This is a genomic window from Gemmatimonadaceae bacterium (assembly GCA_020851035.1).
In the GTDB taxonomy this organism is placed as follows: Bacteria; Gemmatimonadota; Gemmatimonadetes; order Gemmatimonadales; family Gemmatimonadaceae; genus JACMLX01.
Genome location: JADZDM010000005.1, coordinates 551,853 through 578,368, shown reverse-complemented (window position 1 = coordinate 578,368; position 26,516 = coordinate 551,853). Strand labels below are relative to the sequence as shown.

Annotated in this window: 20 protein-coding genes; 9 read left to right on the top strand and 11 right to left on the bottom strand. The window is 71.0% G+C overall.

Annotated features, from left to right (window positions below; all coding sequences use genetic code 11):
* Positions 1-137 precede the first annotated feature (137 nt).
* Positions 138-1,655 carry an amidohydrolase family protein gene (locus IT355_06245; GenBank protein ID MCC7052850.1) on the bottom strand — a complete coding sequence of 506 codons (1,518 nt, stop codon included), beginning with the start codon at positions 1,653-1,655 and terminating at the stop codon, positions 138-140.
* 137 nt (positions 1,656-1,792) lie between these two features.
* Here IT355_06245 and IT355_06240 point away from each other — a divergent pair, with 137 nt between their 5' ends.
* A complete protein-coding gene (locus IT355_06240; GenBank protein MCC7052849.1) occupies positions 1,793-2,197 on the top strand; it encodes an MmcQ/YjbR family DNA-binding protein in 405 nt (134 codons plus the stop codon).
* Positions 2,198-2,265: 68 nt separating this feature from the next.
* Positions 2,266-4,773, top strand: coding sequence for a glycoside hydrolase family 95 protein (locus IT355_06235; protein MCC7052848.1), 2,508 nt, complete (start codon positions 2,266-2,268; stop codon positions 4,771-4,773).
* Here the strand turns inward: IT355_06235 and IT355_06230 are convergent.
* Both IT355_06230 and IT355_06225 read right to left on the bottom strand, forming a co-directional pair.
* Positions 4,724-7,405, bottom strand: coding sequence for a PIG-L family deacetylase (locus IT355_06230; GenBank protein MCC7052847.1), 2,682 nt, complete (start codon positions 7,403-7,405; stop codon positions 4,724-4,726). The genes IT355_06235 and IT355_06230 overlap by 50 nt on opposite strands.
* Before the next feature lie 3 nt (positions 7,406-7,408).
* Positions 7,409-10,321: a 2-oxoglutarate dehydrogenase E1 component gene (locus IT355_06225; protein ID MCC7052846.1), complete on the bottom strand. Its 2,913-nt coding sequence runs from the start codon at positions 10,319-10,321 to the stop codon at positions 7,409-7,411.
* Between the two features lie 95 nt (positions 10,322-10,416).
* Between IT355_06225 and IT355_06220 the strand changes: the two genes are divergently transcribed.
* From IT355_06220 to IT355_06210, 3 genes are all read left to right on the top strand, one after another.
* Entirely contained in the window at positions 10,417-10,569 is a 153-nt protein-coding gene (locus IT355_06220; GenBank protein MCC7052845.1) for a DUF2256 domain-containing protein, read from the top strand.
* A gap of 240 nt (positions 10,570-10,809) precedes the next feature.
* Positions 10,810-11,184, top strand: coding sequence for a helix-turn-helix transcriptional regulator (locus tag IT355_06215; protein ID MCC7052844.1), 375 nt, complete (start codon positions 10,810-10,812; stop codon positions 11,182-11,184).
* Positions 11,181-11,657: a hypothetical protein gene (locus tag IT355_06210; protein ID MCC7052843.1), complete on the top strand. Its 477-nt coding sequence runs from the start codon at positions 11,181-11,183 to the stop codon at positions 11,655-11,657. Before IT355_06215 ends, IT355_06210 begins: the two co-directional genes overlap by 4 nt.
* Positions 11,658-11,847: 190 nt before the next feature.
* Here IT355_06210 and IT355_06205 read toward each other — a convergent pair whose 3' ends face one another.
* Complete coding sequence (locus IT355_06205; GenBank protein MCC7052842.1) at positions 11,848-12,405, bottom strand: hypothetical protein; 558 nt, start codon at positions 12,403-12,405, stop codon at positions 11,848-11,850.
* 113 nt (positions 12,406-12,518) lie between these two features.
* Positions 12,519-14,432 carry a hypothetical protein gene (locus IT355_06200; protein ID MCC7052841.1) on the bottom strand — a complete coding sequence of 638 codons (1,914 nt, stop codon included), beginning with the start codon at positions 14,430-14,432 and terminating at the stop codon, positions 12,519-12,521.
* A gap of 256 nt (positions 14,433-14,688) precedes the next feature.
* Here IT355_06200 and IT355_06195 point away from each other — a divergent pair, with 256 nt between their 5' ends.
* Positions 14,689-17,511 (top strand): hypothetical protein, encoded by a 2,823-nt coding sequence (locus IT355_06195; GenBank protein MCC7052840.1) that lies wholly within the window; start codon positions 14,689-14,691, stop codon positions 17,509-17,511.
* A gap of 96 nt (positions 17,512-17,607) precedes the next feature.
* Here the strand turns inward: IT355_06195 and IT355_06190 are convergent, their stop codons facing one another.
* Both IT355_06190 and IT355_06185 read right to left on the bottom strand, forming a co-directional pair.
* Positions 17,608-18,753 (bottom strand): hypothetical protein, encoded by a 1,146-nt coding sequence (locus tag IT355_06190; protein MCC7052839.1) that lies wholly within the window; start codon positions 18,751-18,753, stop codon positions 17,608-17,610.
* 248 nt (positions 18,754-19,001) lie between these two features.
* A complete protein-coding gene (locus IT355_06185; protein MCC7052838.1) occupies positions 19,002-19,547 on the bottom strand; it encodes a hypothetical protein in 546 nt (181 codons plus the stop codon).
* A gap of 208 nt (positions 19,548-19,755) precedes the next feature.
* Here IT355_06185 and IT355_06180 point away from each other — a divergent pair, with 208 nt between their 5' ends.
* The gene (locus IT355_06180; GenBank protein MCC7052837.1) at positions 19,756-20,100 is read left to right on the top strand and encodes a Spx/MgsR family RNA polymerase-binding regulatory protein; all 345 of its coding nucleotides are present in this window, start codon (positions 19,756-19,758) and stop codon (positions 20,098-20,100) included.
* Between the two features lie 84 nt (positions 20,101-20,184).
* Entirely contained in the window at positions 20,185-20,664 is a 480-nt protein-coding gene (locus IT355_06175) for a DinB family protein (GenBank protein MCC7052836.1), read from the top strand.
* A gap of 25 nt (positions 20,665-20,689) precedes the next feature.
* Here the strand turns inward: IT355_06175 and IT355_06170 are convergent, their stop codons facing one another.
* A complete protein-coding gene (locus IT355_06170) occupies positions 20,690-21,610 on the bottom strand; it encodes a pyridoxal-phosphate dependent enzyme (protein MCC7052835.1) in 921 nt (306 codons plus the stop codon).
* A 176-nt stretch (positions 21,611-21,786) separates the two neighbouring features.
* On the opposite strand from IT355_06170, the gene IT355_06165 reads away from it, so the two are divergent.
* The gene (locus IT355_06165) at positions 21,787-24,108 is read left to right on the top strand and encodes a carbohydrate binding family 9 domain-containing protein (GenBank protein ID MCC7052834.1); all 2,322 of its coding nucleotides are present in this window, start codon (positions 21,787-21,789) and stop codon (positions 24,106-24,108) included.
* A gap of 122 nt (positions 24,109-24,230) precedes the next feature.
* Here the strand turns inward: IT355_06165 and IT355_06160 are convergent, their stop codons facing one another.
* The 3 genes from IT355_06160 to IT355_06150 form a co-directional block, all read right to left on the bottom strand.
* On the bottom strand, positions 24,231-24,464 hold the full coding sequence (locus tag IT355_06160; protein MCC7052833.1) for a hypothetical protein: 234 nt from the start codon (positions 24,462-24,464) through the stop codon (positions 24,231-24,233).
* Between the two features lie 95 nt (positions 24,465-24,559).
* Positions 24,560-25,735 carry a hypothetical protein gene (locus IT355_06155; protein ID MCC7052832.1) on the bottom strand — a complete coding sequence of 392 codons (1,176 nt, stop codon included), beginning with the start codon at positions 25,733-25,735 and terminating at the stop codon, positions 24,560-24,562.
* Complete coding sequence (locus IT355_06150) at positions 25,732-26,502, bottom strand: hypothetical protein (protein MCC7052831.1); 771 nt, start codon at positions 26,500-26,502, stop codon at positions 25,732-25,734. Before IT355_06150 ends, IT355_06155 begins: the two co-directional genes overlap by 4 nt.
* Positions 26,503-26,516 lie beyond the last annotated feature (14 nt).

Below are 26,516 nucleotides of genomic sequence, written 5' to 3'. Positions count from 1 at the left end.
TGCCTGTCGTGTTCATGCTGCCTTCCTCCATGGTTGTCTCCGGCGCGCGACGGCCTCCGACGCAGGCGTCAGCGGCCACTGGACCAGACACCGGCGGTGCCACCGACCCCCATGCGGCACCGCCCCGATCCAACGCCCTACTGCCGCACAGCCTGCTTGGCGGCGTCCACGATCGCCTTCACCTCGCGCAGGAGCTGTGGTCCATTGTACGGAATGCCGTCCTTGATGATCCACTCGCTGCCCAGCGTCCGGACCTCCTTCCCCTCACGCACGGCGGAGGTGCCGCCGGCGTAGAGCACCTTGATGTCCTCCAGCGGGTTGCCGTCCACCACGATCAGGTCGGCCAGCCACCCCACCCGGATGCGGCCCAGGCGGGACTCCTCCCCCAGGATGCGGGCGTTGTTGCCGGTGCAGTGCTCGATGACCTTCAGCGGATGGAACCCCGCCTCGGCGTGCAGCTCCATCTCGCGCACGTAGGCGAAGCCGTACAGCTCGTAGATGAAGCCGGCGTCGTCGCCACAGCCGATGATGCCGCCCTTCCGCTCGAAGCGGCGCAGCGCGTCCATCCAGATGCGGTAGTTCTCCTTCCAGTACACCTCGTCGGTGCTGCTCCAGCCGATGAAGTAGCTGCCGTGGTTGGCCGGGTCGGGCTTGAAGTAGTTGGCGAGCGACGGGTGCAGGTAGTCGCGGAACCAGGGCTGGTTCTGCGCGCGCTGCAGGTCGCGGCTGGCCTCGTAGATGTCCATCGTGGGCACCCAGGCCACCTTCGCCTTCACCATCGCCGTGAAGAGCGAGTCGAGGATGACCGGATCGGCCTCGCGCCAGAGCCGGCCCGCCCAGCGGAAGCGGTCGGTCTCGTCGGAGTAGTTGTAGTCGCTGGGGAAGTTCTGGCGCAGGTTCGGGATGGCGGCGTCGGGGATGCCGTACCAGTGCTCGATGCTGGTGGTGCCGAACTTCACGTCGTCCCAGGCGTTGGTCTCCTCCACGCCGACGTGGTGCGCGATGCGCAGGCCGAGCTTGTGGGCCTCGTCCTCCATCGCCTCCATCAGGTCACGCTGGATGCCGCCGATCTTGATCCCGTCCACACCGAGCTTCTTCATCTGCTGCACGCGGGCGCGTGCCTCGGCCGGCGTGTTGATGTTGCCGCGGTCGAAGAACGGGTAGATGAACATGCGTGGGGCGACGATCTCGCCGCGTTGTGACCGGCCGCGCATCACCACGCTCAGCGACTCGCTCTCGGCGCCGACCTCGCGCACGGTGGTGATGCCGTTGGCGAGCCAGATCTTGTTGTTGTAGTCGAAGCCGCCCATGGACTGGCCGCTGCGGTTCGACTGGATGTGGGCGTGGGCATTGATCAGGCCGGGCAGCACGTACTTGCCGCTGGCATCGATCTCGGCATCGGCGGCCGGGCGGCGGCTGCGACCGGCACGGAGCGCGACGGGATCGAGCGATACGATCTCGGCGATGGTGTTGCCCTCGACGATGATGTCCATCGGACCGCGGGCGGGGGTGCCGTTGCCGTCGATGACGAGGGCGTTGCGGATGGCCAGGCGCCGGACGCGCTGGCCGTGGGTGACACCGTTGGTGGGGCTGACCTGCGCACCGAGCGCACTGGCGACGAGCGCCAGGAGGATCAGGGGTCGAACACGGGACATCGAGGCTCCGGGGTGGGCGGGGGTGGTCTGTTTGGACACTGCCTTCCGGAACGCACTGGCGCCAGCCGGCGCTGCGGGGGGAGTTTTTCGCTGCCCCCTGCCCCGATCCGTCTCTCGCCCCTCGCCCGGGAGTGACCGTGCCCGCCGATCCCCTGCCGAAGTTCCGCGCGCTCTGCCTCGCGTTGCCGTCAGCCACCGAGAAGGAGGCGTGGGGCGAGCCCACCTTCCGGGCGGGTGAGGGAAAGCTCTTCGCGATGTTCGCGAGCGCGTCCACACACCACGGTGCCGGGCGGCCGGCGGCGTGGATCAAGGCGATGCCGGAGAACCAGCGGCTGCTGATCGCCTCGGACCCGGATCGCTACTTCAGCCCACCCTACGTTGGCCCCGGCGGATGGGTCGGCGTCTGGCTGGACCGCCGGCCGCCCTGGTCGGCAGTCCGCGAACTGCTGGAGGACGGGTACCGCCAGGTGGCGGCGCGGAAGCTCCTTGCCGTACTCGACGGCAGCGCGGTCACCACGCCGACCAGGCCACGCCGCGCATGAATCACCCGTGCGGTGGGCCGCCGATGCCTGCGCGAGTGCCTGACCACCATCACACGAGGGGCCTTCGCGTGACTCGTTCCACGCTTCGCATCCTGCTCGCCGCCTCGTTCCTCTCCGCCGCGACGGCAGGCTCGCTCGCCGCGCAGGCGCGGCCGTCACCTCTCGCCATCTGGTTCCGCCAGCCGGCGACGGAGTGGAACCGGGCGCTGCCCGTCGGCAACGGGCGACTGGGTGCAATGGTGTTCGGCGGCACCGCCGTGGAGCACCTGCAACTCAACGAGGAGACGCTCTGGACCGGCGGACCGTACAACCCGGTGGTGAAGGGTGCGGCCGGCGCGCTGCCGGAGATCCGGCGCCTGCTCTTCGCGGGTGACGTGCCCCGCGCCCACGACCTGTTCGGGCGCACGATGATGGGGAGGCCGTTCGAGCAGATGAAGTACCAGCCGCTGGGTGACCTGCTCCTCACCTTTCCGCAACACGACAGCATCACTGCCTACCGGCGCACGCTCGTGCTGGACTCCGCCCTCGCGCGGGTGACGTACGAGTCACGCGGCGTGCGATACACGCGCGAGGTGTTCGCGAGTGCACCCGACCAGGCGATCGTGATGCGCCTCACCGCCAGCCGCGCGGGTGCGTTGTCATTCTCCGCCACGTTGCACGGTGTGCGGAACCCGGCGCACTCGAACTACGGCACCGACTACTTCCGGATGGATGGCGTCGCGCCTGCCGCATTGCGCCTCACCGGCAAGAACTCCGACTACCTCGGGATCACTGGTCGGCTGACGTACGAGGCGCAGCTCCGGGCACGGACCGCCAATGCGCGCGGCACCGTTGCCGTGGACTACCGCACCCTGCAGGTGCGGGACGCCGACACCGTCACGATCGTGCTCGCCGCGGCCACCAGTTTCGTGAACTACCACGACGTGAGCGGCAACCCGGCCGAGCGGGTGCGCACCGTGCTCGATCGCGCGACGGACCGCAGCTGGGGCGCCATGCTGCACGATCACGTGACCGAGCACCAGCGGTGGTTCAACCGGGTGCAGCTCGAACTGGGCGCCGCCGCGCCGGAGGTCACGGCGCTCCCGACGGACGAACGGGTCGCACGCTTCGCGGGCGCTCCGGATCCCGCGCTGGCCGCACTGCTCTACCAGTTCGGCCGCTACCTGCTGATCGGCAGCTCACGACCGGGAACACAGGCGGCCAACCTGCAGGGCATCTGGAACGACAACCCCAATCCGTGGTGGGACGCCAAGTACACCATCAACATCAACCTCCCGATGAACTACTGGCCCGCCGAGACGGGCAATCTCGGTGAGCTGGTGGAGCCGCTGGAGTCGCTGGTGCGCGACGTGTCGCAGACGGGGGCCGAGACGGCGCGTGAGCACTGGGGCGCGCGCGGCTGGGTTCTGCACCAGAACACCGATCTCTGGCGCGCCGCCGCCCCGATGGATGGTCCATCGTGGGGGGCGTGGCCCGTCGGCGGCGCATGGCTGATGACGAACCTCTACGAGCGCTACCGGTTCTCGGCCGACACTGCGGACCTGCGGCGGATGTACCCGCTGCTGCGAGACCAGGTGCGCTTCCTGCTGGACGTGCTGGTGCCGCACCCGCGCACGGGCTGGCTGGTGACCGCGCCGTCGAACTCACCCGAGAACTATCCGGCGTGGCCGGGCAACGGCGAGTTCTTCGACGAGACGAGCGGCATCACGCTGACCGCGCGCACCATGGCTGCCGGCCCGACCATGGACATGCACATCATCCGGGACCTGCTCGGTGCGTTCGCGGACGCTGCCACCACACTCGGCACCGATGCGCCGCTGGTGGCCGAGTCACGTGCGGCGCGTGCACGACTGGCCCCGAACCAGGTGGGCCGGCACGGCCAGTTGCAGGAGTGGCTGGAGGACTGGGAGGACCTGGAGCCGCAGCACCGGCATCTCTCGGGACTCTGGGGGCTGTATCCCGGCAGCGAGATCACACCCGAGGGCACACCCGCACTCGCTGCCGCGGCCGCCGTCACGCTGGACCGGCGCGGCACCGGTGGGTGTGGATGGTCGTATGCGTGGAAGATGGGGCTGCGCGCACGCCTCCGTGACGGTGAGGCCTCGCTGGCGCAGCTCCGCGCGCTGCTCACGAAGTCGTCGCTGCCCACGCTGTTCTCACTATGCGGCCGTGCGTTGCAGGTGGACGGGAATCTCGGTGCCACTGCCGCCATCGCGGAGATGCTGGTCCAGTCACACCAGGACGTGATCCGGCTGCTGCCGGCACTGCCCGCCGAGTGGTCGGAGGGTCGCGTGCGCGGGCTCCGCGCTCGTGGCGGCTTCACGATCGACGTGACGTGGGCGGGTGGCCGGGTGACGACGGCGAGCGTGCTGGCGGGCGTCACGCGGCGGTGCCGGATTGCGGCCGGCGCCGGGACGACCGTGACCGCGGACGGTCAGCGCGTGCGCATCACGCGGGTGGACGCCGGCACGATCGAGTTCGCCGCGAGTGCCGGCCGGCGGTACGAGGTGCGCGCAGCCGCACGGCTCACGGCACCGGGCGCCGCTTCGGTGCCGGGGCAGACGAGCCGGCGTTGAGGATGTTCACGACGATGCGCGCCGCACCCGGCACGCCGGCGGGAAGCTGGCGGAAGAGCGCCAGCGTCGTGAACACGTACGTGCCCTTGCCGATCCGCGCGGTGAGCAGCGCATTCGCGTTCTCCGCCTCGTCACCGTCGTGCATGCCGAGCACGGTGGCGTAGTTCGAGTCGGCGGTGGTGGGCATGTACGTGGCCCGTTCCTGCACCCAGCCGTTCCAGTCCGACGGTTCGATGCGGTTCGGGACGGTGAGCAGGCGGCTGGCCGGGTTCAGCACGCGCACGGCCGCATCCTCCTCGGTCACACGGGCGGCGGGTCGCGCGAAGGTGAGCGGGAACGGCGCCATGCCGGGCCGCGCGATGTCGGCCTGCTGGTACTGCACGATCATCGTGCCGCCGGTGCGCACCCACGCGTGCAGCGCCGGCATGCGCGAGGCGAGCGCCGGCTGCGCCTCGAGTGCGCGCGGACCGACCACGATCACCGCGAAGCGAGACAGCGCGGCTGGCGTGATCGCGGTCGCGGGGAGCTTCTCGACGGTTGCACCGAGTTGCGAGAGCGCCGGCGCGACATTGTCCGCGAGCCCGTCGATGTAGCCGACCAGGCCTCGCGGCATCGCGCCGGTGCCCACGGCCTCGAGCGCCACCGCGGCGGGACGGTAGAGGTGCTGGGCGCGGATGTGCGGATACTCGATGCGCTGATAGCCGGTGGCGTACGTCGTGGTTGCACCGCCGACGGTGGCCTGCACCGTGGCCGTCATCACATGCCGTCCGGGGACGAGTGTGCCACGCAGCGTGAACGGCACCGCCGTCTCGGCACCCGGCACGAGCGTCACCTGTCGTGTGGCGCTGTCGCTGGCCACACCCCGCGGCCACTGCAGGCGCACGGTGACGGGGCCATCCACGGGCCCCTGTGCCACCACGCGCACCGTCACCACGCGGGTGAACGGCACGCCGGCGCGCACGTAGCCGGCCTGCCCACCATCGATCGTCACCGCCACCCGAGGCACCGACATCACGGGGCTGTCGATCTGGCCATTCACCTCGTCGATGCGGCGCCAGGTGATGGGTGCCGTGAGCTGCACCGGCACGCCGTTGACCACGGCGGGCACCGATGCGGTGGGGCCGGCGCTGCGTGCCGCCTCGTCGAGGGTCGAGGCGGGCTCCACGAACATGTCGCCGGCACGTGCCACCGGCTCCACGATCTCGTTGCCGAGTGTGGCCAGGCTGGAGTCGGCGCGCGTGCGGATCCACCAGGGGGCCGAGCGCGGATACGACGGGAGCGGAAGCGTGGTGACGTAGGCCTCGCCGGGGGCGATGGTGTCGCGCGGCGCGGTGGCGGCCGCGCCGCTGGGCGTGAAGACCGACACGCGCGCCACGAACGGGCTGCGGTTCGTGATGCGCACCGTGAACGACGCCGTGTCACCCTCGGCAATGCGTTCGCGGGTGACGGTGGCCTCCAGCATCAGGCCGCTCGACACTTCCGCCAGCCGCTGCAGCTGCCCGAAGGTGCGCGCGGCGCTCATGAGCAGGTCGGCGTCGGCCTGATTGACGCCATCGGGCACGGGATCCTCGCCACGACAGGCGCCGCTGCGTGCCGGGTTGCCGGCGGTGCACCAGCGATCCAGCAGCCGGCGGGCGAGGTCGATGCGCGGAAGCGCGGTCCACGGGGTCACGGCATCCACCTGTGCGCGCAGCGCCGCCAGCACCGTGCGCAGGCTGTCGAGGGCCGGCCGTTGCGGCGCGAGCGTGACGGCGCCGAACCGCGCGAGCGTCGGGTCGAACCCGTCGAAGATCGACGTTTCGCGGGTGGCCTCGACGTCGGGGTTGAGGCGCGTGGCCTCGCGGCGCACGTAGTCGGTGACCACGCCGCGCGGCTGCGCCACGCCGAAACCCTGGCTGCGATGCTGGCTGCGGCTCTGCCCCGCGATCTCGCCCAGCCCCTCGCCGCGGATCGGGTCGTACGTGCCGACGTCCATCCGGAGGGTGGCACCGGCCGCGTTGAAGCGTGCGGCTCGATAGAACTTGCCGGCCGTCCAGGGCGCGCCGTACGTGCGCACGGGAAAGCGGACGGTGTCCATGCTGGCCTCGTACGCCTCCTTCGCGAGCATCCCCGACACCTGGTGGTGTCCGTGTCCGTCGCGGGGCGTCCCGCTGAACACCGCGATGATCACGTGTGGCCGGAACGCCCGCACGATGCGCACCACGTCTCCGAACACGGAGTCCTTCGGCCAGTGCCGGTAGGTCTCCTCGGCCGTCTTGGAGAATCCGAAGTCGTAGGCGCGTGTGAAGAACTGGCGTGCGCCGTCGATGCGGCGCGCGGCGAGCAGCTCCTCGGTGCGGACGGCGCCGAGCCCCTCGCCCAGGTCGTTGCCGATGGCGTTCTGGCCGCCGTCACCGCGGGTGAGCGAGAGGTACGCCGCATCGACCTTCGCGCCACGCGCCAGCCAGCCGAGGAGCTGCGTGTCCTCGTCGTCGGGGTGGGCGCCGATCATGAGCACACGGGCGGTGGTGCCGAGCGCCGTGGAGATGTCGTGGAGCGGCACGGCGCCTGGCTGTGCACTCACCGCGCGGGGCGCGGAATGTGCGAGCAGCGCGGCGGCGGCGACTGCGGTGATGCGGAACGGAGCTCGCACGGCCTATCGGGACCGGGGGCGCTTGGCCGCCTTGGTGGCGCGGGCGACCTTCTTGACCGGCTTCACCGGCTTCGCGGGCGCGGCCACCTTCGTGCGCGGAGCCGCCTTCTTCACCGTCGCTTTCGCAACCGTCCTGGGGGCGGACTTGCCGGCGGACTTGCTGGCGGCGCTGCCCTTCGCGGGCTTCGAGCCGGGCGTGATGGCTTCGGCGATGATCCGGGCCTGCTCCAGCTTGTGCGTGGCCTCGTACCCTTCCGCCGGGCTGGCGCGGTCGGGACGGCCCGAGTAGCTGAGCGACATCGCGCTGCCGGTGATCTCGCGCAGGCGCGGCTCGACGAAGGTCCACGCACCCATGTTGCGCGGCTCTTCCTGCGTCCACACCACACTGGTGGCATTCGGGTAGCGCGCGAGCACGGCAGTCACCTCCGGGGCCGGCCACGGATACAGTTCCTCGACGCGCACCAGTGCGATGCCGGGTCCCGGGTTCGCGGCCTTCAGCTCGTAATAGATCTTGCCGGTGCAGAGCACCACGCGCGTGACCTGGCTTTCGCGACCCTTCGCACCGGGATCATCGATCACCGGCTGGAAGCCGCCGTTCGCGAGGTCGGCGATGCCACTCATCGCATCGGGGAGCCGCAGCATCGACTTGGGCTGCATGAGCACCATCGGGCGGCGCGACGGGCGCAGCGCCTGGCGGCGGAGGAGGTGGAAGTACTGCGCCGGCGACGACGGGTAGGCGACGGTCATGTTCTCGTCGGCGCCCTGCTGCAGGAACCGCTCGAGGCGTGCCGACGAGTGCTCGGGGCCCTGCCCCTCGTAACCGTGCGGCAGCAGCAGCACGAGGCCGCTGTCCTGCTGCCACTTGGCGCGGTCGGCGACGAGGAACTGGTCGATGATCGGCGCGGCGACGTTGGCGAAGTCACCGAACTGCGCCTCCCAGCAGACGAGTGTGTCGGGGGCGGCGGTGCTGAAGCCGTACTCGAAGCCCATCACCGCCGTCTCGCTGAGGGGGCTGTTGGCGATCTCCATCTGCGCCTTCGCGCCCGGCACGTGCTGCAGGGCGGTGTAGGTCGCGCCGGTGTTCGCATCGTGCAGCACGGCCTGGCGGTGGCTGAACGTGCCGCGTTCCACATCCTGGCCGGTGAGGCGCACGTGCACGCCATCCTGCAGCAGCGACCCGAAGGCGAGCGCCTCGGCGTGGCCCCAGTCGACCTGCATCTCGAGGCCCTCGCGGCGACGCTCGAGCGTCTTCGCGAGGCGCGGGTTGACGGCGAGGTCCGTGGGCCACGACAGCAGTGCCTCGTTCAACGCGCGCAGGCGTGCGACCGGCACGGCGGTCTGCACCGCGCGCAGCGGCGGCGCGTCGGTGACGGCGTCGTACTCCTCGGCGTGCGGGGTGTTGTGCACCGCGTCGAAGATGCCCTCCAGCTCCTTCGCGAACGCGGCGTCCATGTGGTCCACGTCGGCCTTGGTCATCACGCCGTCCTTCACCAGCCGGTTGCCCCACACCTGGCGCGGCGTGGGGTGCGACTTGATGCGGCCGTAGAGCTCCGGCTGCGTGAAGAGCGGCTCGTCGGTCTCGTTGTGGCCGTGGCGGCGGTAGCCCACGAGGTCGATCAGGAAGTCCTTGCCGAAGCGGGTGCGGTAGGCGATCGCGATGCGGACCGCCATCACGCAGGCCTCGGCGTCATCGGCGTTCACGTGCACGATCGGCACGTCGAAGCCCTTGGCCAGGTCGCTGGCGTAGTGCGTGCTGCGGGCGTCGATCGGGTCGGTGGTGAAGCCGACCTGGTTGTTCGAGATGATGTGCAGCGTGCCGCCGACCTCGAAGCCGCGCAGGCGCGACATGTTGAACGTCTCGGCCACGACGCCCTCGCCGATGAACGCCGCGTCGCCGTGCACGCAGATCGTGAGGACGGCCTTGCGGTCGCGGGTTCCATCGGCGCCCTTGCGGCGCTGGCGCGCGCGCGCGACCCCGTTGATGACCGGGTTCGCGAACTCGAGGTGGCTGGGGTTGGGCACGAGCGTGAGGCTCACCGACTGCCCGCTGGGGAGCGTGTGCGCCCCCTCGTAGCCCATGTGGTACTTCACGTCGCCGGTCTCGTCCTCGGCGGTGTCGCCGTGGTGTCCCTCGAACTCGGAGAAGAGGGTCTCGTACGGCTTGCCCATCACGTTGGTGAGCACGTTGAGGCGGCCGCGGTGGGCCATGCCGATCACGATCTCGCTGGTGCCCTGCTGCGCGGACTCCGCGATGGCGGTGTCGAGCATGGGGACGAGCGCGTCGGTGCCCTCGATGCTGAAGCGCTTCTTGCCCTGGTAGGCGCGGCCGAGGAAGCGCTCGAGGCCATCGACCTGGGTGAGGCGCCTGAGGACCGTGACCTTCTCCTCGGCGGTGAGCTGCCGGGTGAGCTTCTCCTCGCGCAGGATGGTGCGGAACCAGAGCCGCTCGGTCTCGTCGGGGAGGTGCATGACCTCGAGCCCGAGTCGTGACGAGTAGCGGCGGCGGAGCATGGCGATGACGTCGGCAGCGGTCTTGAACCGCGGGTCGTTGTCGTAGCCGAGGGCGTGGGCCGGCACGCGGGTGAGGTCGGCGGCGGTGATGCGGTGGAACTCCGGGGTGAGTTCCGGGGCGCCGAGCGGCGACGTGCCGAGCGGGTCGATGGGCACGGCGAGGTGTCCGAAGATGCGGATCATGTTCGCCAGCGACGCGGCCGAGGCCGCCAGGCGCGGGAGGTCAGGATCCGGGGCGCCCTCTGGCGCGGGGGCGGCGCCCGCGCTGCCACCGAACGCGGCGGCGAGGCGGAAGAACTGTCGCCACGACTCGTCGACGCTGGTCGGGTCGGCCTGGTAGGCCTCGAACATCTCGGCGATGTAGCCGTCGTTGAAGGCGCTGCTGTTGATGGGGGTGTCAGCCATGTGCGGAATCTACAGCGTCCGGGGTCGGGTTTGCCCTCACACTGCGTGGTGCTCGCAGCCGGGAACCCGGGCCAGTGTCGGCGGCTTGGAGCGGCATGGCCCACTCGCACCCTGACCGATCCCGCAAGCCATCCGAACGCCCGTCCAAGGACTGCCTGCGGTGCGGGCGACCGTTCACGTGGCGGAAGAAGTGGGCGCGGGACTGGGAGTCGGTGAAATACTGCTCCGAGCGGTGCCGGCGTGGGTAGGCGTCGGCCTGCCTGCCGGTAGCAGCTCGGACAGCACGAGCTCGGGCAGCAACAGCTTCGACGCAGGGGCGCACAGGAGTACGGCAGGGACGCAATAGGTCCGGCGCTGAGGACAGCGGTCGTGCGGTTGCCGTTCCGCTGAAGTCGTTGTGCCGTTGCCGACCACCGCAATGGTGCTGCGCCCACGGCCGCGGGCCGCCGCCTTGCGGCTTTGCATAGCGTACCCGTACTGTTCATCGCATGTATGATATTCTCACCGCCGGCCTGCGGCTGCAGGAGGCGCGGGCCGCGGCGGGGTTGTCGCAGGCGGACGTCGCCGAGCGCTGCGGTACCTCGCAGTCGGCGATTGCGCGGCTCGAAGGCGGAAGCGCCAACGCCACCGTCGCGACGCTGGTGCGGACAGCCGCCGCCGCGGGCTATGCGATCCACATCGACCTGGTGCCGCTGCCGGCGGCGGACCCGGTGATCGAGCGGTACAAGGCGGATGTCGATCGCGCGTCGCTGCGCGAGAACCGGCGGCGCTCGGTGGCAGAGCGCCTGCAGTCGCTCGGCGAGTGGCAGGTGTCGCTCGCCACGCTCGCCGGCGCGACGCAGCGGCAGCGGCGCAGGCGGTGATCACGCCACTCGAGCAGCTGCTCGCGGCGCTGACCGCGGCCGGTGTGCAGTACATCGTCGTCGGTGGCGTGGCCGCGCGCGCGCACGGGTCATCCCGGCTGACCGACGATCTCGACATCGTGTACGCGCGCGACGCGTCGAACCTGGAGCGGCTCGTGGCGGCGCTTGCGCCATTGTCGCCATACCTGCGCGGTGCGCCACCGGGGCTGCCTTTCGACTGGTCGGTGGCAACGCTGCGCGGGGGGCTCAACTTCACGCTGACCACCGGCGCCGGGGCGATCGACCTGCTGGGCGAGATCACGGGCGGCGGTGGCTTCGTGGACCTGCTGCCGCACAGCGTCGTGGTGCACGCCTTCGGACTCGACATCCTGTTGCTCGACCTTCCGTGGCTGATTCATGTCAAGCGCGCAGCGGGTCGACCGAAGGACTTCGAGGTGATTGCCGAGCTGGAGGTGCTGCGTGACGAGGTGTGAGGAAGGTCGCCGCCTTCTCCCGGCAGTCCTTCGCCGCTGAAGAGCAACCGCTTTGACGCAGGGGCGCAAAGGAGAACGGCAAGGACGCACAGGGTCCGCCGCGCTGCGTCCTGCGGGTGCCGTTGCGGACCACCGCAGCTGCGGCAGCGCGCTCCGACGGAAGCGATGGTGGTGAGTGAACCGGGGGCCGTCAGCGCACCGTACCAGTGAGCGTGGACGTGGCCGGATCGGCGGTGTTTCCGTCGAGCCCGGTGAGCACGAGGTTGGTGAACGTCACCGCACCGGAGCCCTGGTCGACACGCACCTGTGCGGCTGGGCAGGGCGTACGCGCACCGCACCCTGTCTGCGCCACGACGCTGTTGTCGGCGTTGTTCCACCGATGGGTGATGACCTTCACGGTGCCACCCGAGTCCACGACGACCAGGAAGGCGTGCTGCAGCGGGCCTGATTCGCCCTCGATGGAGAAGGCGAGGGCTGCGCCGGGCAAGGCGAGCGGTATGCGCCGCCTGGCGCGCACGACGCCGTCGCCGGCCGACGGCGTCGCGGTCGTGACGGTCACGACACCGGTGGCGGGTGTGGCGCCGGAAGCCTCCTCCGGCGGCGCACCTGGCGCGCGATCCTCCGCCTCCGACTCGAGTGCGGTCGAGTCGCGGGCGCGCGCCTCGCTGCCGCCCGACAGGCAACCGGTGCACGCGACGGCGAGGAAGACTGCAGCGATTGTGACGCGACCTGCGACCGGCGTTGTCATGTGGAAGCCCGGCGAGGGTGGATGGCAGGCATGTGACGGGACGGGCACACCGGCGCACGGCACGGGCACGTGGCAGCATCGCCACGTACCCGCACCGGCGCCCGCACGCGTGGCTACGGCAACGGCGTGGTGGACGAGCGTTCTGCGTTGCGGAAGGGGGTGCCGTCGCCGACGCTCGTGTCGAGCAGGAAGATCGCGCCGCCGCTGGCCGACACGCTCCAGCTGATCGGGGTGCCGTTGAGCAGGCCCCATGTATCGGTCCAGCCGCTGCCGCTGAACGCGGGAACGCTCACGTCCCAGGCCGCGCCGCCGGAGTACGCATTGGTGACGGTGATGTTCACGGTCCGGTTCGCGCTGCTCTGCGAGAACGTCGCCTGGAACGACCGCGCGTACTCCGACTGCAGCGGCAGCTGTGCCTGCACCCGCGAGTACGCCCCACCGGCCAGCCGCGTGAGCGTCGGCGTGGAGAGGGCCGGCCCGAAGGTGATGGTCTGGTTGGTCGGGGACCGGAAGTACACACCGCTGAAGCGACTCGCGTTCGACCCGCCGGCCTGCGCGAAGAGTGACTGCAACTCACCCGTGTTGAGCCGCGCACCGGGGATGGCGTCGTAGGTCACCGCACCGGACGCGGTGAGGTACTGCGAGATCGTGCCGATGAACCCGAAGGCCGAGCCGCGGTTGCCGCTGAAGATTGTGGAGATGCTGGCGGTGTCGCTGCCCAGGTTGCCGAGCGTCACGGTCGCCGTGGCGGGCGCGAACGACTCGGCGGCATTGAAGTCGAGCACCGGGATGGTGCCGGCGCTGGCGATGTCGAGACCGCGGCGCAGGATCAGCTTGTCCGGCCGCTGCGTGGCACCGGCCACACGGGCGGCGAACAGGTCCTGCGGACCGCTGGCGACATTCGAGAGCTGGAAGCTCGTGGACGTGGCCGGCGACACGAACGCCGTGCTGTAGCCGAGCGTGACGAAGGCAAGCTGGCTGGCCGACACGTTCGCGATGGTGCCGTTGACGGTCTTCGCACCGCAGCGTCCGAAGCCGAGCGTCGCGCCGGCGCCGTTGTGTTCCGCCGGTGAGGCATACACGATCGAGAGGTTGTAGCCGCTGCCGACGGTGTCGACGGCAGCGATCCCGACCCTGGAGTTGCTGGCGGTGAACTGATACGTGCTGGTGCCCGAGTTCGGCGTGACACGTGTCCAGGCCCCGCTCGTGCCATCCTGGTAGGCGAGCCAGATCGGCGCGTCGGCAGCGCAGTACGACACCGAGATGGCACTGCCGGCGACCGCCGGCGTGACGGTCACGCCCAGCGTCGTCGTGGCCGTGGTCACGCCGGTGCCGGCCGCGCTGATCACAATGGGATAGGTGCCGGCCGAGACGGTGCCCGCGACCGCGATGGCGACGGCGCTGGTGGTGGCGGAACCGGCGATCTTCGGCGGGGTGAAGGCGACCGTCATGCCGCTGGGTGCCCCGCTGGACGTGAACGCGACCGAGTCGGCGAAACCACCGCCGCGCGTGACCGTGACCGTGGCAGCGCCACTGGTGCCGGCAGTGATCGAGGCGGTGGTGGGCGCAACGGCGACCGCGAGCGTGCCCGTGGCGGCCGCGGCCGACACGTTGAGCGTGAGGGTTGCGGCGGCGAGCGACACCCCGGTGCCGGTCGCCTTCACCGCGATCGGGTACGATCCCGCGGTGACGCTGGCCGTGGTGGCCACACTGATGGTGCTGGTCGTGGCGCCGGCGGCGATCGAGGGTGAGCCGAACGTCACGGTGACACCTGTCGGTGCGCCCTCGGCCGTGAGCGCCACCGCGCCGCTGAAGCTGCCACCGCGCGTGATGGTGGCGGAGGCCGCACCGGTGGCTCCTGCCGTGATCGCCAGTGTGGTGGGTGACACGGCGACGGCGAGCGTGCCGGGCAGGACCGGAGGCGTTGGTGACGGATCGCCACCACCGCACCCCGTCAGGAGTGCAAGCAGCGTGGAACCCATGAGCATGGTGCGCCGGCGTGAGCGCGGCGCGCGGATCGGGTGCATGTCGGAACCCTCGGGACTGGTGGGTGGCACGCCGGCGAGTTGCCAGCGCGTGTCTCATTCCGCATGCGTGTGACGTCGAGGCCGGGATCGGACCGGGATCCCAATGGCGCGGGGTGACGATCCGCGTTAGACCTCAGGAGCGATGTCGCACGCACCGCGAGCGGATGTCGATGTTGCCGACGTCCTTCGCTCTGAGGGTACGGCGTGGGCCTCACGCTACGGTCACACGCCGGTCACACGAGCCAAAGTCCTTGCCATGCTTCGACTTCTCACGTTCGGTGGACTGCGCGTGCACCGCGACGATGGCGATGCCACCGACCTCACGAACCAGCGCCGGCGACTGGCGGTGCTCGCCGTCGTGGCGTCGGAGTGGCCCCGCGGCGTGACGCGTGAGCGGCTGCTGCTGCTCCTCTGGCCCGACGCCGAGGCGGACAAGGGCCGCCATGCCCTCAACCAGATCGTCTACAACCTCCGGCGTGAACTCGGCCAGTCACCAATTGCGGGAATGGCTGAGCTGAGCCTGGTGCCCGATGTCATGCGGTGCGACCTGCTGGAGTTCCGTGACGCGGTGTCGCGCGGCGATGACGAGGCGGTGGTGTCGCTCCATCAGGGCGCATTCCTCGATGGGTTCTTCGTGCCCGGTGCCGGAGAGTTCGACCGCTGGGCGGATGCGGAGCGACTGCGGACGCAGCGACAGGTGATCAGCGCACTCGACCGGCTCGCGGCGCGGGCGGCGACCGCCGGTGACATCGACGCGCAACTCCGGTGGACCGAGCGCCTGGTGGAGCTGGATCCGTTGAGCGCGAGCCGCGCGCTGGCGCACATGCAGGCACTGGTGAAACATGGCGACCGTGACGCGGCGGTGGCGTATGGCCGACGCTACGCGGCGCTGGCGCAGGCGGATGGTGACGAGGCCGATCCCGCCGTGGCAGCAGAGGTCGAACGGCTGCGACGACTCCCGGCACTGGTCCGTGCACCGGCCGCACCGCAGCCCGCGATCGAGGCGCCAGCGGGCGGGCCGGCCCCGGCGCCGGACGTGATGCCATCCATTCGCCCGACCGCGAGCACCGTCACGGACGTGGCGGTCACGGCAGCGCTGCCGCGCCGCGCCGGGCTTCCGCGCCGGTGGGCGGCTGGTGCGGCCGCGTTGGCCGTTGCGGCCTGCGCGGCGTGGCTCGCACCGGCACCCCGGGGAACGCTCCCGCTGCGGCGCGGTGACCGGATCGTGATTGCCGACGTGCAGGTGCCGGTTGCGGACAGCGCATCGGCGCGTGCCCTGGCGGTCGCGCTGCAGAGCGCGCTGCAACAGTCGGCGCGCGTGAATGCCGTGAGCCCGAAGTCGGTGGCCGAGACGTTGCGCCGCATGGGCCAGCAGGTCACCGCGCCGCTCACCGACGCCACGGCCGGTGAGGTCGCGGAGCGCGAGTCCGCGCGCTACGTGGTGAGCCTGGGCGTGACGCCGGCGGCGGCAACGCGCATCGTCACGTTGCGCGTGCTGGAGCCGTCCAGCGGCAGCGTGCTGCGGAGCTACGCCACGACGGTGGCGCCGCAGGCGCTGCTCGAGGCGATCGACGAGGTGGCCGGCCGGTTGCGGCGCGACCTCGGTGACACGCGCGAGGACGTGGCGGCCGCGATCCCCCTGCCGCGGGCCACGACGCCGTCACTCGAGGCGCTCCGCCTGTACGCCGGCGCCAACGCCGCCGCCAATCGCGCGTTGTATCGCGATGCGAGCACGCTCTATGACGGGGCGCTGGTGCTCGACAGCGGCTTCGCGGCCGCCCGCGCCGGCCTGGCCAACGTCGCGTACATCTTCAACGACGTGCGTGAGGGTGACGCGCACATGGCGCGCGCGCTGGCACTGGCCAGCCGGCTGCCGCCACGCGAGCGCCTGCTGATCGAGGCAACCAGCGCCCGCGGCAACGGCGACTGGCTGCGCGCGGCATCGCTGCACCGGGCGTACCTCATCCGGTATCCGGACGACTACGACATCTACGCCATGCTCGGCTACGACCTGATGCGGGCGGGTGAGTCACGCGAGGCACTGGCCGCGTTCGACACCCTGCGTGCGCACCGGACGCTCGGCGCCAGCGACCACTTCAACGTCGCCGCGATCCATGTCGGGCTCGGGGAGTACGCCAGCGCGCGCGCGGCCCACGTGGCCGCGCTGGACCGCGACACCGCGTTCCTCCAGCGCGCGATGCAGAACGAGCAGGTGGGCCGCGTGCTGCTGCTGCTCGGCCACAGCGACTCGGCCCGGGTGGTGCACGAGGCGATCGCGATTCGGACCGGGCCGGAGCAGGCGCGCGGGCTGCGCGCGCTGGCCTACGTGGATCTCTATGAGGGGCGGTACGCCAGTGCCGTGGCGCGGCTTGGTCGCGCGATCGAGATCGACGCGGCCGAGCCCACGTCGCGCCTGAGCGAGGTGCGCGACCGTGCACTGCTGGCCAGCACGTTGCTCGACCTCGGCCGGCGCGACGAGGCGCGGGCGCAGCTGGTGGTGGCGTCGCGCCTGGGTCGCGCGTCGCGACTTCCACCCCAGGCGTTGTACTGGACCGGCAAGCCGCTCCTGCGACTGGGCGAGGTGGCACTCGCGCGGCCGCTGCTGGATTCGGCAAAGGCGCGCACGCGGGCCTCCGACCGGGCGGAACAGGCTGCCACGCTGGCGCTGGAGGCCGAGCTCCTGGCTGCGCAGGGTCGCGCCCGCGATGCGATCCCGCTGGCGAACCGGGCCGAGAGCCAGGGCGACGGGATCGCCGACCTGGTCGACACGCGTGCCCATGTGCTCGAGGAGTCCGGCGCGCTGCCCGAGGCGCTGGCGGCACGGCGCGCGCTGCAGGACGTCGTGCGCGGCGCCGTCGAACTCGAGGGACAGCAGAAGGCCCGGCTGGCACCGCTGGCGATGGCCCGAATCACGGCCCGGCTCGGGCGTCCCGACGAGGCGCTGCGGACGATCGGGGCGTTCGCGGAGCGGTGGCCGACGGCCGACGCGAACCTGCCGATGCTGACGGTGCTGCGCGCCCAGATCGTCAGCCGCCGTGCAGAGCCGCGGCCGGCGAGGCACGCGGTGCTGTCACCCTGACACCTGCACCGCGTGCAGTGCTGCCGTTCCAAGCGGGCGTTGCCCGCCGTGCGTCTTGGCGATGGAGTGGTTGCCCTTGCCGTCGAAGACGGCCGGCTACGTCTCGATGCCGTGCAGCGCCACCTGGATCCCGCCGACGCGTGTGCGGAGGATCTCGGTGGTCGGTGACTGCAGCGCCTTCACGTGTGAGACCTCGGCCATCAGCAGCGCCACGCGCCAGTCGGCGAACGCGCCGCGGGCGAGCTTGCCGACCTGCACGAACAGCCCGGTGAGCGCATCGCTGTTGCCCACGCGGCGGCCGTAGGGCGCGTTGCTGAGCCAGAGGCCCTGCTCGGCGGGGGGCTCGATGGCGTCGATGGAGCGCTGGTGGAAGTCGATCATCGCGTCCACGCCGGCGCGGACGGCGTTCTCCTGCGACATGCGGATGGCGCCGGGATCGCGGTCGCTGCCGGTGATCACGATGTCCGGCACGTCGACACCGGCGGCCTTCGTGGCGCGGCGGAGGCCGGGGAGCACGTCGCGGTCGGCGCCGGGCCAGTGCTCGAACGCGAACGGACGGGCGCGGCCTGGGGCCTGCTTCCGCGCGATCATCGCCGCCTCGATCGGGATCGTGCCGCTGCCGCACATCGGGTCGATGAACGGGGTGCCGGCGTCATAGTCGCACGCCAGCAGGCAGGCCGCGGCGACCGTCTCGCGCAGCGGGGCCTTGGCCACGGCCTGGCGGTAGCCGCGCTTGTGCAGCAGCTCGCCGGACGTGTCGGCACTGATGGTGCAGACGTCGTGCACCACGCGCACGAGGATGCGCTGCGCCTCGTCGGTGGGGGCGTCGTCGTCGTCGCTGTCGGTGAGGCGCACCACGGGCGCATCGATGCCGAAGTGCCGCGACACCTGCTTCGCCACCCGTTCGGCCACGGCATCGCTGTGGTACAGGCGCGACTTGCGGCAGGTCACCCGGATGGCGATCGGCTGGCCGGGCAGCAGCACCTGGTTCCACGGCAGTCGGGACGCACCCTTCTCGAGGTCGGCGAACCCCTGCGCCTTGAACTCGCCCAGCCGCACGATGATGCGGGATGCCGTGCGGAGCCAGAGGTTGGTCAGCGCGATGGTGCGGAAGTCGGCCGGGAACGCCACGCCGTCGGGCGTGGGTGCCTCGTGCGGGAGGCCGAGCGCGTCGAGCTCCGCGGCGGTGACGGGGGCGATGCCGGGAGCGGTGATCGCGAAGGCGGACCAGGTGGTGGACACGGCTGCAAGCTATCGCAGGCAGCGAGGCTCGGGAGTTTCAAGGGGACGGAGATCTTGAACTCCGGACGCATCAAGGGGACCCGTTCAAGATCTCCGTCCCCTTGAACTCGTCCCCTTGAACGCCGTTCAAGATCTCCGTCCCCTTGAACTCGTCCCCTTGAACGCCGTTCAAGATCTCCGTCCCCTTGAACTCGTCCCCTTGAACGCCGTTCAAGATCTCCGTCCCCTTGAAGGGCGCGTCGACGACATCACGCGCTCCGCCGTCGCGCCTGCACGAAGAGCACGCCTGCGACGACAAGTTCGATGACGGCACCGGCCAGCGCGCCTGCCACGGCCGGCCCGTTCGCCATCGCGATGGCCATGCCCGCCCCCCACAGCAGCGCGCCGAGCACCCAGTAGGTGCGCATGCCATACACGGTCTGGAAGGCGAAGTAGCGCGAGCCGATCACCAGCAGCATCACCGGGAAGAACCAGGACCCGCGCAGCAGGTGCGCACCGTAGGCGATGATGCACCCTGTGATGAGCCAGACCGTGCTCTCTCCGGCGAGACCGCCGAGCGCATTGCCGGCCGCGTGCTTCCCGCTCGCGCCGAGCAGCTTGGTGACCACCAGGCTGACGGGAAAGATCAGTGCGCCGCCGAGGAGGAGCACGAGCACTGCCCTGTCACTGGAGACCAGTGCCGCCGTACCGGCGGCGGCGAGCCAGACGAGCCCCGACGTTAGCACACCCGGTGCGCCGCAGAGGTAGGCGCGGCGCGTGTCGGCTTGTGCGGTCGCGAAGGTGAGGTCGGTCATGCGGGCGGCTCCGGTGCGGGGGCAAGCTGAATAGCGCGATGCCCACAGTCGTGTCAACGACATCGCAATGCTGGCGGTGCGACCAGAGTCGCCCGCGGGAGACCGCACCACCGGGCGCGCAGAGGTTCGGCCACCAGGACTCCAACAGGCCAGCCGCGCCGCGATATCATTCGGTCCCGGTTCACGCCTGGTCCCGTCACTACTCCGCATGCGCCTCTACGGTTTCCGGTCCTGCGACATGGTCCGCAACGCGATGAAGTGGCTCGATGCCGCCGGCATCGCCTACACCTTCATCGACTACCGACGTGACGCGCTGGACGCGGCGACGGTGCAGGACTGGTTCGATCGTGCCGGCTGGGAGGTGGTGTTCAACCGGAACTCGACCGCGTACCGGGAGCTCCCGCCACGGCAACAGGCCGCGCTCACGCCGGCGGCGGCGCGGGACCTGATCCTCGCGAACACCAACTTCATCAAGCGTCCGCTGCTGGATACGGGCACGCGGATCCTGGCCGGCTTCAACGCGACGACGTGGGCGGCCGCAGGGTTGGCCTGACCGTCGCAGCACCACGGTGAGCACCGGCAGGCGGCACGCCGGCAGACCCTCGCCAGACGGTGACCCGTCGGCACAGATTCCGGCATGCCATCCCCATTGCTGACCCAGTACATCGCCGGTCACGACGGCGACCCATGGTACGGGACCTCACGGACCCGCATGCTGCGCGGCGTGTCCGCCGCCGACGCCGCCGCCACGCCCATTCCGGGTGGTCACTCCATCTGGCAGCTGGTGCTGCACATGACGGCGTGGACGGAGGAGGTGCAGCGGCGGCTGGATGGTGCCGCACCGGCAACGCCCGCGCGCGGCGACTGGCCACCGGTGCCCGCACCGACGGACGCCGCCTGGCGTGCCGCGAAGGCGGCGCTGACGCGCGCACACGCCCGGGTGGCCGACACGGTGGCCACCATGCCGGCGCAGCGCCTGCAGCGCGCCGTCGGGAAGACACGCGAACCAGCGCTTGGCACCGGTGTCACGTTCGGCGAGATGCTGGTGGGCCTGGCGCAGCATGACGCGTACCACGTGGGACAGATCGCGCAGTTGAAGCGCCTGCTCGGACGCTAGGGCCGGGGAAACGCCGTCGGCCGCGTCACGCGCCGGCCGCCGACCACGCCCGGATCTGGTCGATCGTGGCCGTCGCTCCACCACAGGCGATGATCAGCACGGTGCCATACGGGGCCAGCTGCTCGGCGTGGTCATAGGCCAGCGCGAGGCTCGCACCACACGCCGGCTCCACCAGCATCCGGTGGTCGTCGAGGAAGCGTTCGCAGGCGCGCAGCGCGCTCGCGTCGGACACGAGCAGGCTGTGCACCGTCCGCTCCCGTGTCCACGCCAGCGCGCGGGCGGCCACACGGCGGGCGCCGAGCGACGTGGCGACGGTGGCGATGCGATCGAGCGTGACCAGCTCGCCGGCGCGCATCGCATCGTGCAGCGACGCGGCCCCCTCGGTCTCGACCGCGAGGATCGGCACGGCCGCCATCCCGTTCCGCTGCAGCCCCTCGGCCACCCCGCAGAGCAGCCCGCCGCCACCCACGCAGAGCACGACCGCATCCGGTCGCAGTCCCGCCGCGGCCACCTCGTCGATCAGCGTGGCGTGGCCGTCCCAGAGGAGCGGGTCGTCGAACGGATGGATGAACGCGTCCGCCGGCCCCACCAGCGACAGCGCGTGTTCGTTCGCCTCCTGCCACGACGCACCGTGCACGACCACCTCGGCGCCATGCTGCCGCAGCAGCGCGAGCGCGCGTTCGGTGGTGGTCTGCGGCACCACCACGACCACCGCGATGCCCATCCGATGGCCGGCGTAGGCGACGGCGAGGCCCGCGTTCCCCCCGGACGAGGAGACGAAGCGGGTGGCACCGGCTGCGCGGTGCACCTCGCAGGCGTGGCCGATCCCGCGGATCTTGAACGACCCGGGTGGCTGCAGTCCGTCGAGCTTGAGCCAGATCGATCGTCCCGCCGATCGGCTGAGTGGATGCGACGCGATGAGCGGGGTGTCCAGGTGCAGCGGCATGCAGGAGTCGGGGCGTGGGACACCATCGTCAGGCGGACGAACCCGGAACAGGTAGCCACCGATCGCGAGATGGGGCAAGGACAGCGGCACCGGGTGACGCCACTGCGGCGCAGTCCGCTACCTTGCCCGCTCCGGCCGGCGATGCCGATCGGCCATCACTCCACAGGACCATGCTCTTGCTGACCCCTACCCGTCCGCGCGCGATGTCGCGCGTGCTCGCGGGACTGCTCGCCGCCCTGCCGTTCGCCTCCGCCGCCACGTCGCAGGCTCCCGCGACTCCACTCGCCGTCCCCGGGCGCGGCGCCCCGGCGGTGCGCCCCACACGCGTGGACGACTCGCTCGTGGTCGACGGCGTCATGGACGACGCGGCATGGCAGGGCGCCGCGCGCCTGACGGGCTTCTCGCAGTACCAGCCGGTGGACCAGCGGCCGGCAGTGGACTCCACCGAGGTGCGGGTGGTCTACACCGCGCAGGCGATCTACTTCGGCATCATCGCCACCGCGTCGGACCCGGCGGCGGTGCGCGCGACCGTCTCCAAGCGCGACAACGTCACCAACGACGACCGCGTCGCGATCTACCTCGACACGTTCAACGACCGGCGTCGCGCCTACCTCTTCGGCGCGAACGCCCTCGGGGTGCAGCTCGACGGGGTGCGGACGGAGGGCGCCGTGAGCGCCGGCAGCATGTTCGGTGGCAGCGTGGACTTCGCCCCCGACTTCCAGTTCGTCACCTCCGGCCGGCGCACGGCCACCGGCTACGTGATCGAGATGAAGATTCCGTTCCGCAGCATCCGGTTCTCGGCCGAGCAGGTGCAGACGTGGGGCATCCAGGTGCTGCGGAGCATCCCGTCTCGCACCGCCGAGGACACGTGGACCGATGCGCAGCGCGGCGCATCGTCGTTCCTGGCGCAGAGCGGCACGCTGACGGGGATCGAGCGGGTGAACCGCGGCGTGGTGACCGACGTGCAACCGTTCGTGACGGGGGCCAGCGTGGGCTCGGAGAACGGCGCCGGCCACTTCACCCGCGGCCCGATGCGGGGTGATGCCGGCGTGAACCTGCGGCTCGGCTTCCCCTCGCTGGCCATCGACGGCACGATCAACCCCGACTTCTCGCAGGTGGAGGCGGACGTGGGACTGGTGACGGCGAACGAGCGCTTCGCGCTGTTCGTGCCGGAGCGCCGGCCCTTCTTCCTCGAGGGCATCGAGCTCTTCGCCACCCCGAACCAGCTGGTGTACTCCCGCACGATCGACAACCCGATCGCCGGGCTGAAGGTCACCGGCAAGACCGGCCGGCTGGGTGTGGCACTGATGTCGGCGGTGGACGAGCTGTCCGACCACTACGACGCGGTGAACATCGCGCGACTGCGCCGCGACTACGGCGAGAACTCGGTGGCCGGCATCACCGTGACCGACCGGCGCGGCGGCGGGGTGACCAACACGGTGGTGGCAGCCGACACGCGCTACGTCTTCCAGAAGCTCTACTACGCCCAGGTGCAGTACGGCAGCTCGTTCACGTCGCGCACGGGGTCGTCGACGCAGGCGCCGATCTGGAACGCGGAGCTGGATCGCACCGGCCGGCGCTGGGGCTTCAACCTGGCGACCACCGGTGTCGGCGACGACTTCGAGACGGGTGCCGGGTTCGTGCCGCGCCGCGCGTTCCAGCAGGCACACATGTTCCATCGCGTGTCGTTCCTGGGCACCGAGACGTCGTTGTTCCAGAACATCAGCATCTTCGCCGGTCCGTCGCGCATCTGGCGATATGGGTCGTTCTCGCGTGCCGGCATGATCGAGGGAAACGAGCAGGTAGGCACCTTCATCACCATGCGCGGCGGCTGGGGCCTGTCGCCGTCGGTGCAGCGTGACTTCGTGACGGTCGATTCGGGGATATACCAGCGGGATGGCAGCGTTCAGCTGGTGGCGCAGAAGCCGGGCGCCCGCCTGTCGAACCTGTGGACGGTCTCGGGATCGCTCACGACGCCCGTGTTTCGCCGCGTGAACGGCTCGCTGAGCGTGGAGGCCGGCGACGTGCCGCTCTTCGGCGAGGGGATCGCCGGCACCGTGCGGCGGGCGACCGCCGCAGTGACACTGCGTCCGACCCCGGGCACGCGCCTGGAGGGCATGCTCACGCACGCGCGACTGGCGCGCGCCAATGGCACCATGTATGCCCGCGTGACGATCCCGCGACTGAAGGCGGAGTACCAGCCGTCACGCACGGTGTTCTTCCGTGTGGTGACGCAGTTCAACGGGAACCGCAGCGATGCCGTGCGCAACACGATCACGGGGCAGCCGATCACGGGATCGGACGGCGGGCCGTCGCAGCCGACTCACACGCGATCGCTGAGCACCGACTGGCTGGTGCAGTACGAGCCCACCCCAGGCACGACGGCCTTCATCGGCTATGGCGACCGCTGGGGATCGCGGGGCACGGTGCTGGACACGCGGCTGCTGCGGGAGTCCGACGGCATCTTCATCAAGCTCTCGTACCTGTTCCGGCACTAGTGGCGTGTAGTCGAAGTTCGGGAGGCAGTCGATCGCCGTGACGGCCCACGAGCCGGCGGCGCGAGGCACAACGGGGAGGCCACCGTGTCCGGTGACCTCCCCGCTGCACGTGTGCTCCGAGGTTACGGCTTCGTCGCCGTGTCCGGCGTCGGGAGCTTGGTCTCGGTGGTCGGCGCGGTCGAGTCGACCTTCAGCGCGGAGTCGACCTTGGCGGTCGAGTCGCTGGTCGGCACGACGGTCTGCGTGGCGTTGGCCGCGCTGTCGACGACGGTGGGCTTGTCGGCCGGCTTCGCGCAGGCGGCGAGGGCAACGGTGACGAGGGCGGCGGCGCCGAGGCGCAGGGTACGGTTGGTCATGCGAGTTCTCCTGATTGGTTGGAGGTACGCATGGGAGAGGCGCGACCGGTGGGGACTTGCACACGTGCCACCTGGCACGGCAGAGTCCGGCACTGTCAGGGGGCGTGGATCGCGATCCGGAGCGCAGCGCAGGCGTGGGTGGTGCTGCGGGCGGCGCAGAGGGGCGAGGTGGGGCCGCCGAGGGTGACCGGCGTGCCGGCGGCGGCCCGGGTGGACGTCCACTGCGGGGCCGGTGCGGCGAACCGCTCGAGGTTCAGCGGCGAGAGTTCACGGCCGGTGAGGCGCTGCATGCCGTTGCCCCACGGGTAGCGCCGGCCGTCGGCGCTGCGTGCCGCACACTCGAGTTCATCGGCGCCGGGGAGCGTGACGTTCGCGTCGAGCGCGGCCGAGAGGGCCTCGCACACCTCCACGGCGTGTGGGAACGTGAGCATCACCGGCGGATCGGTCATCATGCGCAACCGGAGCTGCACCTCGGCGCCGAGGTCGTCGTTCGCGGGGGGTTGCACGCCGCACTGCGCGATGTCGGTGGCGACGAGTGGACGGCGCGCGATGAAGATGCCTCGTGGCAGCACCCAGTGGCGGATCGCCGCGGTGTCGGAGTCGGGGGAGACGTCACCACCGAGGATGAAGCGTCCCGGCGCGAGCCAGGTCATCTCGATGGCGGTGCCGGCAATGAAGGCGCGGTCGTCGCGGACCTCGATGCCGGCCGGCAGCTGTTCCGGGAGGACGTCACGCAGGGGCGCCGGCGTGAGGAGCGCGTGCAGCAACAGTTGCAGCCGGGTGGTCGGGAGGCAGGGCTGGCGCTGCACGAGCGCGCCGAGGTCGTGGTGCAGCATGGGGAAGTCGGCGGCCACGATGGCTGCAGCGTCGGCGGCGGATTCCGCAGCGCCGAGGAGGGTGGCGGCGATGAAGCGCATGCCGATGAGGAGCTGGACGTCGATGTCGTCCAGCCCGAACTGTCCGGCGGACGGCAGGTCGGCCTCGCGGACGGCGCTGCGCAGCGTGATGGCATGGAGCCGGGCAGCGGCGATGATGGCGCTGGCGCGGACCTCCCAGTCCTGGTCTGCGAGTGCGGTGCGCAGGACCTCGAGGATGCCGGGGGTGGGCGCGTCGTACTCGCTGGCCATCCAGCGCACGACCTGGCGCCGGACGGTGGCGTCACCGAGGTCGGGGAAGAGGATCGAGTGTCCGGGCCTGGCGGCGCGGGCGGCGCGGAGCTGTGCACTCTCGTGCCGGAGCCAGTCTTCCGGGGAGTCGGTTGGCGCGGTCATGCGCCGGTGACGAGTCGGTGGAGCTCGTCGCCGACCTCGGCGACGGGGATGCCGCCGATGGTGGCGTAGACGGCGCGGGCGGCCCAGAGGAGGGCGGGCCAGTCGAGCATGTCGGTGTCGAGCTTGATGGGAAAGTTGTGGACGAACTCGAGCCAGGCCGGTTCGACGTCGGGGTAGTCGGCGCGGGCGGTGATGGCCGATGCGAGGTGGGCGGCGAAGGCGGGGACGTTGAAGCCGAACGTGGCGCCTGGGGTGAAGGTCGCATTCACGCCATCGTCGGCAAAGCTGCGCACGCGTTGGGGCAGCCCCGCGGCGGCGCAGGCCAGGGCGAGGGCGTGCCGTTCACGATCCGGGAACTCGTCGAGTCGGGTGGCCAGCACCGGCAGCCACTCCGGCGCGAGCGTCGCCACCGGTTCCGGCACGTCGGCGCCCAGGCACTCCGCCGCGTTCACGACCGACAGCGTCCACCACGCCGCGAAGGCGGTGTCAGCGCCGCGGAGGGGACGCAGCTCACCGATGGCGCGCGGGAGCTGCGCCGACACCAGCGCCAGGAACGGGCGCGCCGCCGCCGGCCCGCTCAGCACCAGCACGGCCGAGGTGGTGGCATCGTACCCGCCGAGCCGGTCCCCGGCGGGCTCCCCCGCCCGACTTGCGGACATACGGATCGGAATATCGTCGAAAGTGGCCAGGCTCTCGCGGTACGGCCCCGCCCAGCGGGCCACCAGCTCCGGCCAGGACGACGGGCCGGGGGCCGTCTCAGGCGTCATCGGTGCTCCTGCGT

Coding starts and splice junctions, on each gene's coding strand:
- IT355_06205 (MCC7052842.1), bottom strand. CDS start 12,405: ATGACAACGCCGGTCGCAGGTCGCGTCACAATCGCTGCAGTCTTCCTC.
- IT355_06175 (MCC7052836.1), top strand. CDS start 20,185: ATGCCATCCCCATTGCTGACCCAGTACATCGCCGGTCACGACGGCGAC.
- IT355_06220 (MCC7052845.1), top strand. CDS start 10,417: ATGGCCCACTCGCACCCTGACCGATCCCGCAAGCCATCCGAACGCCCG.
- IT355_06185 (MCC7052838.1), bottom strand. CDS start 19,547: ATGACCGACCTCACCTTCGCGACCGCACAAGCCGACACGCGCCGCGCC.
- IT355_06180 (MCC7052837.1), top strand. CDS start 19,756: ATGCGCCTCTACGGTTTCCGGTCCTGCGACATGGTCCGCAACGCGATG.
- IT355_06160 (MCC7052833.1), bottom strand. CDS start 24,464: ATGACCAACCGTACCCTGCGCCTCGGCGCCGCCGCCCTCGTCACCGTT.
- IT355_06170 (MCC7052835.1), bottom strand. CDS start 21,610: ATGCCGCTGCACCTGGACACCCCGCTCATCGCGTCGCATCCACTCAGC.
- IT355_06200 (MCC7052841.1), bottom strand. CDS start 14,432: ATGCACCCGATCCGCGCGCCGCGCTCACGCCGGCGCACCATGCTCATG.
- IT355_06195 (MCC7052840.1), top strand. CDS start 14,689: ATGCTTCGACTTCTCACGTTCGGTGGACTGCGCGTGCACCGCGACGAT.
- IT355_06245 (MCC7052850.1), bottom strand. CDS start 1,655: ATGTCCCGTGTTCGACCCCTGATCCTCCTGGCGCTCGTCGCCAGTGCG.
- IT355_06215 (MCC7052844.1), top strand. CDS start 10,810: ATGTATGATATTCTCACCGCCGGCCTGCGGCTGCAGGAGGCGCGGGCC.
- IT355_06225 (MCC7052846.1), bottom strand. CDS start 10,321: ATGGCTGACACCCCCATCAACAGCAGCGCCTTCAACGACGGCTACATC.
- IT355_06150 (MCC7052831.1), bottom strand. CDS start 26,502: ATGACGCCTGAGACGGCCCCCGGCCCGTCGTCCTGGCCGGAGCTGGTG.
- IT355_06155 (MCC7052832.1), bottom strand. CDS start 25,735: ATGACCGCGCCAACCGACTCCCCGGAAGACTGGCTCCGGCACGAGAGT.